General features: G+C 74.0%; 11 protein-coding genes. 5 read left to right on the plus strand and 6 right to left on the minus strand.

Annotated features, from left to right (window positions below):
* Positions 1 to 148: 148 nt before the first annotated feature.
* From ACFW2G_RS10240 to ACFW2G_RS10250, 3 genes are all read right to left on the minus strand, one after another.
* Entirely contained in the window at positions 149 to 436 is a 288-nt protein-coding gene (locus ACFW2G_RS10240; protein ID WP_037917367.1) for a hypothetical protein, read from the minus strand.
* A 320-nt stretch (positions 437 to 756) separates the two neighbouring features.
* Entirely contained in the window at positions 757 to 1,167 is a 411-nt protein-coding gene (locus ACFW2G_RS10245) for a rodlin (RefSeq protein ID WP_037917365.1), read from the minus strand.
* A gap of 104 nt (positions 1,168 to 1,271) precedes the next feature.
* Positions 1,272 to 2,009 (minus strand): class I SAM-dependent methyltransferase, encoded by a 738-nt coding sequence (locus tag ACFW2G_RS10250; protein WP_384453779.1) that lies wholly within the window; start codon positions 2,007 to 2,009, stop codon positions 1,272 to 1,274.
* Between the two features lie 120 nt (positions 2,010 to 2,129).
* Between ACFW2G_RS10250 and ACFW2G_RS10255 the strand changes: the two genes are divergently transcribed.
* Both ACFW2G_RS10255 and ACFW2G_RS10260 read left to right on the plus strand, forming a co-directional pair.
* Entirely contained in the window at positions 2,130 to 3,638 is a 1,509-nt protein-coding gene (locus tag ACFW2G_RS10255; RefSeq protein WP_384582158.1) for an AMP-binding protein, read from the plus strand.
* 31 nt (positions 3,639 to 3,669) lie between these two features.
* Positions 3,670 to 4,707 carry an alpha/beta hydrolase gene (locus tag ACFW2G_RS10260; RefSeq protein ID WP_384453774.1) on the plus strand — a complete coding sequence of 346 codons (1,038 nt, stop codon included), beginning with the start codon at positions 3,670 to 3,672 and terminating at the stop codon, positions 4,705 to 4,707.
* A 78-nt stretch (positions 4,708 to 4,785) separates the two neighbouring features.
* On the opposite strand, the gene ACFW2G_RS10265 is transcribed toward ACFW2G_RS10260, so the two are convergent.
* Positions 4,786 to 4,968, minus strand: a complete 183-nt coding sequence (locus ACFW2G_RS10265) for a hypothetical protein (RefSeq protein WP_037917361.1) — start codon at positions 4,966 to 4,968, stop codon at positions 4,786 to 4,788.
* 120 nt (positions 4,969 to 5,088) lie between these two features.
* Here ACFW2G_RS10265 and ACFW2G_RS10270 point away from each other — a divergent pair, with 120 nt between their 5' ends.
* Both ACFW2G_RS10270 and ACFW2G_RS10275 read left to right on the plus strand, forming a co-directional pair.
* A complete protein-coding gene (locus ACFW2G_RS10270; protein WP_384582156.1) occupies positions 5,089 to 5,520 on the plus strand; it encodes a GNAT family N-acetyltransferase in 432 nt (143 codons plus the stop codon).
* 315 nt (positions 5,521 to 5,835) lie between these two features.
* Positions 5,836 to 6,366, plus strand: a complete 531-nt coding sequence (locus ACFW2G_RS10275) for a hypothetical protein (protein ID WP_384582153.1) — start codon at positions 5,836 to 5,838, stop codon at positions 6,364 to 6,366.
* Between the two features lie 4 nt (positions 6,367 to 6,370).
* Here the strand turns inward: ACFW2G_RS10275 and ACFW2G_RS10280 are convergent, their stop codons facing one another.
* Entirely contained in the window at positions 6,371 to 7,030 is a 660-nt protein-coding gene (locus ACFW2G_RS10280) for a lysophospholipid acyltransferase family protein (RefSeq protein WP_037917357.1), read from the minus strand.
* A gap of 218 nt (positions 7,031 to 7,248) precedes the next feature.
* Between ACFW2G_RS10280 and ACFW2G_RS10285 the strand changes: the two genes are divergently transcribed.
* On the plus strand, positions 7,249 to 9,576 hold the full coding sequence (locus ACFW2G_RS10285; RefSeq protein ID WP_384582151.1) for a D-alanyl-D-alanine carboxypeptidase family protein: 2,328 nt from the start codon (positions 7,249 to 7,251) through the stop codon (positions 9,574 to 9,576).
* 69 nt (positions 9,577 to 9,645) lie between these two features.
* Here ACFW2G_RS10285 and ACFW2G_RS10290 read toward each other — a convergent pair whose 3' ends face one another.
* Positions 9,646 to 10,836, minus strand: coding sequence for a S8 family serine peptidase (locus tag ACFW2G_RS10290; RefSeq protein ID WP_384582149.1), 1,191 nt, complete (start codon positions 10,834 to 10,836; stop codon positions 9,646 to 9,648).
* Positions 10,837 to 11,064 lie beyond the last annotated feature (228 nt).

Here is an 11,064-nt window from a genome sequence, read left to right on the forward strand (position 1 = left end):
CGGCGTCGGGGGCGGTGAGGAAGTTCTTGCTGTAAAAGCGGGCGTGCGGGCCGCGCAGTTCGTGCTCGTCGGCACCCCGGGCGCGCTGGCCCGCTCCCGGCCACCATCCGTACGACCCAAACGCCCCGGTTGACCCGTCCGCCCGCCGCTACGTGCGGCGGGATCCGCGGCCCCCGCCCTCGGGGGCGATCATGGCGATCAGCCCGTAGTCCAACTCCGCGCCGTCGACGAGCAGGGCCTCGATGGTGCGCGTGGTGGGGTCGATGTCGGCCTCCACGCCCTGCCCCCGGTAGCGGGGGTATCCCGAGGCCCCTCGCTCTCCGGTCGCCTCGACCACGGCCGACCTCAGGGCGCGGTCCGCCGGCGAGGCGCCGCGGAGGTTCTCGATGTGCTCGGGCACCACCAGGATCTCGAAGCTCTGCGGCTCAGTGGTCATGGAACCGAAGCTACCGGATGGGGCGCCGCACATCCGGTTTCACACGTCGCGGCGCCGCACCGCGATCACCGCGAGAGCCGCGGAACGCAGCACGCAGCACGCAGCACGCAGCACGCAGCACGCAGCAGAGCCTCCGGCCCGGTCGGGCGGGAGGCTCTGCGGTGCGGGGTTCGGTGCCCACGTCGACGGCCGTCCGGCCGGCGCGCGCCGTTCTGTGCGTCGGATCGGTGGATCCGGGTGGAGCAAGCCGGGGCCTCGTGGGCACTCGCGCAGGCGTCGGAGGCCCCGGCTCGTACAACTCTTGCAAGAAGGGGACTGCGTCAGCTGCCGGCCGAGACGTTGCCCGAAAGGACCGGGATGTTGTCCAGGATGTGGGAGAGCGGCTCGTCGCCCTTGGCCTGGGTGGAGTTCTCGGTGCACTGCTGGTTCTGCGGGTTGGACAGGACGTTGATGTCCTGGACGCCGACGTTGACCAGGGCCAGGATCGACTGGGCGTTGACCTTCGCCGGCAGACCGATGCAGGGCTTGTTCAGCGTGCCCTGGACCAGGCCGAGCTGCGGGCTCTGGTCGCCCGTGGTCTTCTGGTTACCGTAGATCTGCTGGGCACCGTTTCCGTTGACGGTGTTGACCCCGTTGTCGTTGCCGACGGCCATGGCCGGGGCGGCGACTGCGGCGCCCGCGCCGACGATGGATGCGGTGGCGGCGGCGGTGGCCATAATCTTCTTGAGCATCAGGTGTCCTTGTGTCACACGGGTGCATGAGGGTGAGCGCCTTGATCAACGGCCGGAGGGACGCCGGGTTCCGGGGCTTCACCCGATTGGCGGCACGCCCTGTCTCAGCGGGCCCGGACGGCCACGTTCAGCTCGACCACGTAGCGCTCCTCGACCCACCCGTCGGGGAAGCGGAGCATGAGCAGGGCGCGTTCCTCGGCCAAGAACGCCTCCGTCCCGGGCTCGCCGACGAGGAAGAGGGAGTGCGTGGACAGTTTGGCCAGGTGCGTGTCGACCGGGACCCGGCGCGACCAGGACAGGTGACGGCCCGTGAAGCGCAGCCCGTCCTGGGGGCGGGCCCGTTCGTTGATGTACCAGCCCGGCCCGAACCGGGCCTCGATGCGGGCCTGCTGCTCCGCGATCCATCCGATCGTCACGTCCGGGTCGTTGTGCCAGATGGCCAGTGCCCCGCCGGGCCGCAGTACCCGCAGCGCCTCGGGGACGGCCCGGTCCGGATCGGTCCAGTGCCAGGACTGCGCGTAGGTCAGCAGGTCCAGACATCCAGACGACAGCGGCAGCCTGTTGCCGTCGGCCCGCACCAGCGGGGTGCCGGGATTACGCCGCCGGAACTCGGCGGCCATGCCCTCGCCCGGCTCCACCCCGACCACGCGGGCGCCGCGCGCCTCCAGCAGCGACGTGGCGATTCCCGTACCCGCGCCCACGTCGGCGACGCGGGCGCCGTCCAGGGGGAAGCCGGCCAGTTCCGCCAGCGTGTCGAAGAGCTCGGGCGGATACGAGGGGCGGCTCGCGGCGTAGCGCGCGGCCGCGGAGCTGAATGAACGAGCACGGGATTCGGTCGTCATGACGCCCATGATGCCGCTGGGCCGGCCGTCCGTGGAGTGCGCCGCCGGTGTGGTGGGAGCCGGCTCGGCGGGAGTGACCGTACGATCGCCCTCGGTACGGCGAGAGGCGGATCGCACGTGGTGGCCGCACGGTATGTCACGGACCTGGTAGGGGCGTTCGAGCGGTATGCCGGGCGGCCTGCCCTCGGGGTCGGTCCGGTCGTGCTGCGGTTCGAGGAGGTGCTCGACGCGTCCTGGCGGCTCGCCGCGGTGCTGGCCGAGGCGGGGATCGGGCATGGCTCGGGGCTCGCCTGCGTGGCGGGCACCAACCGGACCGAGGTGCTGCTGCTGCGGATCGCCGCACACCTGCTGGGTGCGCGGCTGACCCAGGTCGTGGCCGGACCTGCCCTGTACGGGCTGGACTTCATCCTGCGGGACTGCCGGCCGGACCTGGTGGTGCACGACGTTCCGGTACCCGGCACCGGGGCGCGCCGGCTGGGCCTGGACGAGGCGATCCGACGCTCGGGGCGGCGCGCCGCCGTACCGGTGACCGTGCGGGCGCGGGACGACGACGTGGCGCGGGTGACCTACACCGGCGGGACGACGGGGCGGCCCAAGGGGGTCGCCTCGACCTTCGGCGCGATGGCGGCGCGCAACTCCGTACGGCCGGCCGGCTGGGCGAGGACCGGCTACCTGTCGGTCACCTCGCTCGCGCAGCGGTCCGGGGGGCGGTGCCTGGAGCAGTTCCGGGCCGGCGGGCGGGTGGAGATCCTCGATCCCTTCGGGACGAGGGAGTTCGCGGCGGCCTGTGAGCGTCTGGGACCCGTCTCCACGTACCTGACGACCTCGATGGTCTACCGGCTGCTGGACGATCCCGCGACCGCCCACGGAGTGCCCGGGCTGGCGATCGTCTCGTACGGGGACTCGCCGGTCCATCCGGAGCGGCTGCGGGAGGCGGTGACGCGCTGGGGCGGGCGCTGGCGGCAGGGCTACGGCACGAACGAGGCAGGGGTGATCTGCCGGCTGACGCCCGCCGACCACGACGCGGGGGTGGGCGGGCGGCCCGAGCTGCTGGCTTCGGTCGGCAGGCCCGTCGCGGGGGTGGAGGCCGAGGTGCGGGACGGACGGGGTGCGGTGGTGGCCGCCGGGCAGACGGGTGCGGTGTGGATCCGGTCGGCGGCGATGATGTCGGGCTACTGGGGCCGGTCCGGGACGACGGCGGAGGCGGTGCGCGACGGCTGGCTGCGGACGGGTGACCTCGGGCACTTCGACGGGGCCGGCTACCTGTACCTCGACGACCGGGACGCGGACGTGGTGATGGTCGACGGGGACAACGTGTACTGCGTGCCCGTGGAGGCGGCGCTCGCCCGGCATCCCGCGGTCGCGCAGGCCGTGGTGGTGGGCCGGCACAGCGAGCTCACCGGCGAGCAGGTGTGCGCCTTCCTGGTCCCGGCGGCCGGTCGCGTGCCGGGGCCGGGGTTGGCCGACGAGGCCTGCGACCTGGTGGAACGGACACTGGCGCGGGCGCACCGGCCCACCGCGGTGTTCTGGGTACGGGAGATCCCGCTCACCGCGCGGGGCAAGCCGGACAAACGGCGGCTGCGTGAGCGCGCGGCAGCGGCGGCGCGGTCGCCGGGCGGTGGGGAGTAGGCGGGCCGGGGCGGGTGGTTGACTGGGGGGCATGGATCTCGCGCGAAACGGGCCCGGACCCGACTCCGCGGTGCGGTGTGCGCCGCCGTTCGACGCCGAACTGGCCGCCGCGCTGGCGGTCTCGGCGGACGGGGCGGACGGGAAGGCCGGGGAGCCGTTCACTCCGGAGAACCTCGCCGCCCGGCAGGAGCGGGACGTCGCCGAGCGGCCGCGGCCGACCGTGCCGGAGCTTCGCGCCGGCGGGTGCTTCGAGGTCGACGAGCTGTGCGTGCCCGGGCCGCCCGGCGGCCCGGACGTGACGCTGCTGAGCGCGCGGCCCGCCGGCCTCGACGAGGCTCTTCCACTGCTCTACTACATGCACGGCGGCGGCATGATCCTGGGCAACGCATCGGTCGTGCTTCCCCAGTTGCTCCGCGAGTGGGCCCTACCTCTGGAGACGGCCGTCGTCTCCGTCGAGTACCGGCTGGCTCCCGGGGTACGCCATCCCGGACCGGTGGAGGACTGCTACGCCGGTCTGGTCTGGGCGGCCGCGCACGCCGCGGAGCTGCGTATCGACCCGGAGCGCATCGTCATCGGCGGGAAGAGCGCCGGCGGCGGCCTCGCCGCGGCGCTCGCCCTGCTCACCCGTGACCGGGGCGGGCCCCGGCCCATCGGCCAATTGCTGCTGTGCCCGATGCTCGACGACCGCGGCGACACCTTCTCCAGCCGCCAGATGACCGGCGTCGACGTCTGGGACCGGTCCTCCAACGCGACGGCGTGGCAGGCGCTGCTGGGCGACCTGTACGGCACCCCGGATGTGCCGCCGTACGCGGCTCCCGCACGTGCCGCGGACCTGTCCGGACTGCCCCCGGCCTACATCGACGTCGGGTCGGCCGAGACGTTCCGCGACGAGGACGTGGCCTACGCCAACGCGATCTGGCAGGCGGGCGGTCAGGCCGAACTGCACGTATGGCCAGGGGCCTTCCACGGGTTCGACACCGTCGCGCCGAACGCGGCCCTCAGCCGGGAGGCCCGTGCCGCCCGCACCCGCTGGCTCCGGCGCGTCCTCAGCCGGTCCGCGGGCGCCTGAACGCCTCGGCGAGCGGGGCCGGTGCGCGGCCGGGCCCAGGGCGCTTCGCGCGGCGCGGCTACGACGGCAGCTGTTCGCTCAGGCGGCCGGGACCACCGAGGCCCGCATGACCGCGGCCCATTCCCGGAGCAGGGCGGCGTGACGGATGCGCTCCGCGTCGGAGAGGCGGCCTTCGGCGCGCGCGAACAGACAGCGGATGTCGGCGTTGATCTCGGCGAGGCTGCGGTCGGGGGCCGGGCGCTGGTCAGGAGTCGGGCTCACGTGATCAACAGTAGGGCCGGGGGCCGACAACCGTGGACCGTGTCCGGCATGCGGACGGCGGGTTCCCACTTCGGACACTCGTGCGTGCCGCCACCGCATCGGGTCCCGTACCCTGCCGCCGTGAAGATCATCGACCTGGAGCCCGGTGACGCCCGGCTCGTCTCCGACCTGCTCCCCGTGCTGCTCGAATTGCGTCCGCATCTCACCGAGGAGCTCTTCCTCTCAGTCGTCGCCGAGGGCCGGGCCCAAGGACTGCGCTTCACGGCGGTCTACGACGCGGACGGTGTGTGCGTGGGCGCGGCGGGCTGGCGGATCGTGGCCAACACGTCCATGGTCCGCAAGCTCTACGTGGACGATCTGGTCACCTCGGCCACCGCCCGTTCCGGCGGCGTGGGACACGCACTGCTCACGCACCTGGAGCAGCACGCCCGCGCCTCCCGGTGCACCGCCCTCACCCTCGACTCCGGCACCCAGCGGACCGACGCGCACCGTTTCTACTTCCGCGAGCGGATGGCCGTGACCGCCTTCAGCTTCGAGAAGCCGCTCGGCTGAGGGCGGCCGCGGGACCGGCCTGCCTCCTCCGTGACCGGATCGTCGCCGCCCCGAGGCCCGATCGGGCTCGTGGGGCCGAAGCTCGCCGGTTAGGTTCCTGACGTCGTCGACCCCGGGGGAACCGAACCCATGCCCGTAGCCAGACCTCGCCGCCGCGGCCTGCGTGCCGCGGCCGCAGCCGCCGCCCTGCTCGCCGGATGTTCCGGATGCGGGAACGGGGACGGCGGGGACACGCAGGCCACGCCGGCGTCCTCGTCATCCCTGTCGCCGTCGTCATCCCCGTCGGCATCGGCATCGCCGTCGGTGTCGCCGTCGGTGTCGGCCACGGCCGCGCCCACCGTCGCGGCCACGACCGCCGCGCCCCGTTCGGCGGCTCCGCCGGTGACGCCGCCTCCGGCTCCGACCCGCCTGACCGCTGCCGTGGCCACCCGCGGCGGCCGGCTCGGCCTCGTACGGGGCGGCGCCGCGCAGGAGTTCACCGTGACCCTGCGGAACGGGAACTCCGCCGACTACCGGCATCTGCTCGTGACCTTCCAGATGGAGATGCTCGTCGGCGAACCGGGTGACCGGCCGGACGACGGTCCGGGCTTCCTGCTGGAGCGCCTCGACCAGGCCTCCGGCACCTGGCGTCCGGCCGAACTGCGCGTGGCGAACGATGTCAAGCCCCTGTCGCTGTTTGCGGGAGGCCGTCCCCTCGCCCGTGATGCCGTTCGGGTCGAGCGCTACCGGCTGCGCGCGACCGCCGGCGGCCCGACGGGCAGCACCCCGTTGGTGGTGTCCTTCGTCGACACGGATGCCGATCGCGAGGCCACGCCCCATGTCCTGCTCGGGCACAGCACCGCCTGATCCGTCATCCTGCCGCGCGGGCCTCCCCGACGGCGGACGCGGCGGTGCGCCAGGCCTCGGTGACGGCCTCACGGACCCGGTCGGTCGCCTCGGGCACCCCGGCGGGAAGGTGCAGCGGCGCCCCGATGTGTACGTGCAGGCAGGGCCGGCGCAGCGGCGCCGTGAGGACCCCGGCGAGTTGCTTCGCGCGGCTGCCGGAGCACAGCCGGCGGGAGCCGGCCTGGCCCACGGGTACGACGGGGGCTCCCGTGGCGGCGGCGAGCCGGGCCAGTCCGCTGCGGAAGGGGCCCGGAGCGGTCTCCCCCGCGTCGCGGCGCGTCGGCAGCCGGCCCTCGCCGTAGAGCAGCACGCTGCGGCCCGAGGCGAGGGCCACGGCGGCGGCGTCCAGCGCGTCGCCGGCCCGGGCGGTGCCGCGGTGAACGGCGATGTGCCCCTCGCGGCGCAGTGCGGGGCCCAGCAGAGGTACGCGCCAGAGACCGGCGGTGGCCAGGATGACCGGCTCGATCCCGTGCCGGCGCAGGGCCGTGACCACGACGGCGGGGTCGGCGAGCGAGGTGTGGTTGGCCACGAGGATGGAACCGGTGGCGGGCCGGGCACCGGGGTCGGCGGTGACGGTGAGCCGCCCGAAGGCGGGGACCAGGGCGGCGGCGATTCGGCTGAGCATGGGCGGGCCCGTTCGTTCGTGCGGTGGGGTCGCGCTCCATGGTCGACGGCGGCGGCGGTGCGGTCATGAGTAGGCGTACTCACCGAATATGACCGAACGGTCACAAGATCGGGGTCGGGGAACGCGTGGTGCGGGGCCCGCATCTAGCAGCGTGGCGGGGCCCTCTCGGCTGCCCGTCGAAGGTATCTGCACGGTGTGAACGGCAAGGCGGGGCTTGGATGAAGGCGGTAACAGTGACGGACGGTTCCTCGGACGACCCGAAGGACACGGGAACCACCGTCGCGGGGGCGGAACCCGGGAAGGCGGGGTCCCCTTCGGCGGACACGAACGCGGAGGCCGAAGACACCGCGGCGGACGCATCGCGGCCCGCGACGGGGTCGGACGACGAGCCGGAGGACACGGCCGAAACCAAAGCGGACCAGGAGTCCGCGCAGACCCCTTCGACGGCGCGGAAGGAAAGCCGGGCGGACGCCGGCGCGGGGAAGACGCCGGACGCCGCCTCGGCGGACGACGAGCCCGCGGCCGACACACCGGCCGACACCTATGCCCGGGACGACGGGCCCAGCGCCGCCGCCCCGGACGCCGAGCCCGCGGCCGAGGCACCGGCCGGCCCCGACCCCGAGGCCGACGCCGACGCCGACGCCGACGCCGACGCCGACGCCGACGCTGACGCTGACGCTGACAGCGGTGCCCGAACCGAAGACCCCCGGGCCGACGCCCCCGACGACGACACCGATGCCGACACCGACGCCGAACCGGCAGCGGACGCCGGGGACTCGCGCACGCAGATCCTCCGCCTCCCCCGCGCCACCGCCGAGGACCGCAAGGCGCGGAGCAAGCCTGAACCTGAGGCCGAGGTCGAGGCCGACGCCGACGCCGACGCCGACGCCGACGCCGAAGACTCGCGCACGCAGACCCTGCGCGCGCCGGGCGCCGCCGCTCCGGACCGCAAGGCTGGGGAGACGCCCGGCACCGCAGGCGCCGGTGTGGGCGAGAAGGCGTCCGCCGCCGGAACCGCTCCGAAGGTGCCGTCCTGGGCGGCAGTACGTGACAAGGCGGCACGTGAAGAGGCGGCGCGTGCAGGGGAATCCGATCCGGTGTCGGACTCCGATCCGGACTCGGATGCGGTTTCCGACCCGGAGCGGACGAGCCGGTTCGTCGCGCTGAAGGATCCCGACGCGCCGGCGGCCGTCGCGGCGCGCCCCCTGCCTCAGGCGCCCGCGCAGCCGGCCGCGCCGGGCCCCCTGCCGCCGCTGGACCTGCTGGCCGAGCTCACCAACACCCCTCCCCCGCCGGAGACCCCTCGCCGGACCGTGCTGCGCCGCGTCAAGGTGTGGACGCCGATTCTGCTGTTGCTCGCCGGTGCCTGCATCGGCGGCCAGATGCTGCGGCCCCTGCCCGCCCCCCGGCTCGTCGCCGCGGAGACCGAGCACACCGTCGACGGGCAGTTCTCCATGCCGTGGCCCGGCCAGGGCCAGGGAGCCGTCCGCGTCGTCGGTTCCGGCGACATCGGCACCTTCGGTGAGCAGCGGCCCGTACCGACGGCCAGCGTCGCCAAGATCATGACGGCCTACGTGATCCTCAAGGGCCATCCGCTGCGCAAGAACGAGGCCGGCCCGGACATCACCGTCGATGCGAAGGCGGTGGCGGACGGAAATTCCGAGCACGAATCCCGGATCAGGGGTCTCACCGCCGGGTCGAGGTTCAGCCAGCAGGACATGCTGAAGATGCTGATGATCCCCTCGGGCAACAACATCGCCCGTCTGCTGGCGCGCTGGGACACGGGCACCGATTCCGAGGCCGCGTTCGTGGAGAAGATGAACGCCGCCGCCCGGGAACTCGGCATGAAGGACACCACGTACACCGACCCGAGCGGTCTGGACGCGGGCACCGTCAGCACGGCCGCCGACCAGCTGAGACTCGCCGAGGCGGTGATGAAGGACGACGCCTTCCGGGCGATCGTCGCCCTGCCGGAGGCCTCCATCAAGGGCCTGGGCGAGAAGCTCGTCAACAACAACCACCTGCTCACCGACTCCAACCTCAGCATCCGCGGGATCAAGACCGGCTCCAGCACACCCGCCGGCGGCACCTTCGTGTGGGCGGCCTACAAGACGGTCGGCGAGGAGACCGAGCTGATCGTCGGTTCGTTGATGGAACAGCGCGCGCCCGCCCCGGACGTGGACGCCCTCAACAGCCTGGCCCTGGTGAAGACGAACAGCAAGAAGATCATCGAAGCGGTACGGACGGCCCTCGCCTCCGGCCCGCTCGTCCGCAAGGGCGACGTCGTCGGCTACGTGGACGACGGACTCGGCGGCCGTACTCCGCTCGTGGCAGTCAAGGACCTGAACGTGACCAGCGTGCCCGGGCAGCGGTTCAGGCTGTCCCTCGACGCCGGCTCCTCAGCGCTCCCGCGCACGGCGAAGTCCGGGACGGAGGTCGGTGTGCTGACGGCGGGTGAGGGTGAGGGCGCCAAGAGCGTCCCGGTGGCCGTCAAGGGAGCTCTGGCGGAGCCCTCGTTCGGGACGAGGCTCACGCGTCTCGGCTGAGCAGGGTCCCGTCCGCCGGTTCGGCCCCGAACCGGCGGCGGGCGGCTGAGGACGGGCGACGACCGTCCGTCACATGCCGTCCGTGAACAGCAGTCGGCCGGGGCTGCCTGCGTCGGTGCCGGTCAGGACGTCCTCGGTGGCCTTCTCCACGAGCCACCCGGCGACCTCCTGCGGGGCGGCCGCCGGATGGGCCGCCTTGTAGAGGGCGCCCGCTCCGGTGACGTGCGGGGCGGCCATGGACGTGCCGTCGAGGGCGATGGTGCCGCCGCCGAGCAGCGCGGAATCGATCTGCTCGCCGGGGGCGTGGATCTCCACGCACTCGCCACGGTTGGAGAAGCGGGACTGCTCGTCGCGCCGGCTGCTGGCGGCCACGGTCACCACCCGCTCCGCCGAGGCCGGGGAGACCGTGCAGGCGTCGGCCGCCGCATTCCCGGCGGCGACGACCGGGAGGGTGCCGGCCTCGGCCACGGCGGTGGCGGCCCGGTTGACGGCCTCGGAGCGGCCACCGCCCAGGGAGACGTTGAGTACAGCGGGCTGCCGGGCGTTCGCCGCCACCCAGTCCAGTCCGGCGATGACCGCCGAGTGGTCGCCCCGGCCGTCGCAGCCGAGTACGCGGACGCTGACCAGGCGCACGGAGCGTGCGACGCCGTACGTCCGGCCGCCGATGGTGCCCGCGACGTGGGTGCCGTGGCCTTCGCAGTCCTGGCCGCCACCGCCGTCCCCGACGGCGTCGAAACCGGGCTCGGCCCGGCCCTCGAACTCGGGGTGGGAGTAGTCGATGCCGGTGTCGAGGACGTAGGCCGTCACGCCGGCGCCGTCGCCGCCGGTGGTGAAGTGACCGTCGAGCGGGAGGGTCCGCTGGTCGATGCGGTCCAGGCCCCATGTCGGTGCAGGGGCCCGGGCGGCGGACGGTGCGGCCGGGCCGGGCGGCGTCGGTGGGGCCGAGATCTCCGCGTCGGCCTCCACCGAGCGCACCCCGGGGGTGGTGCGGACGTCGTCCAGCTGGCCGGGGGTCAGCGGCACCGCGAAGCCGTTCATCGCCGATTCGTAGACGAAGGTGGGCTCCAGTCCGAGCCGGTGTGCGAGGGCGCCGGCGTCCACGCCGTCGTCGAGGCTGACGATGAACGCGCCGGGAACCGCGGCGGCGGGCAGCAGGAGCGGAGCCGGCACGGGTTCCGGAACGTCCGCGGCCGCGGCGCCGGCGCGTGCGGGGGCAGCCGCGATCAGGGCGGCGACGGTCAGGCGGACGAGCAGGCGCATGGAGGTACTCCCCGGGAGATGGGCGGTCATCAGGAGACGGCCGCGCCCTCGCCGGTGTCCAGGTGCGGCCTCCCTCTCCTTCGGACAGGGCCCGGGCGGGCTTGAGGAGCCGCCCTCACATGGCCCAGCACTCCTGCCGGGCCCGGCCTCGGACCGGGCGGTCACGACCGGGGCGGCGACCGCCCTCCGCTCGCCCGTCACCGGCCGTTCTCCCGCCGAGGGCGGGAG

Source organism: Streptomyces sp. NPDC058880, from assembly GCF_042742535.1.
Classification (GTDB): domain Bacteria; phylum Actinomycetota; class Actinomycetes; order Streptomycetales; family Streptomycetaceae; genus Streptomyces.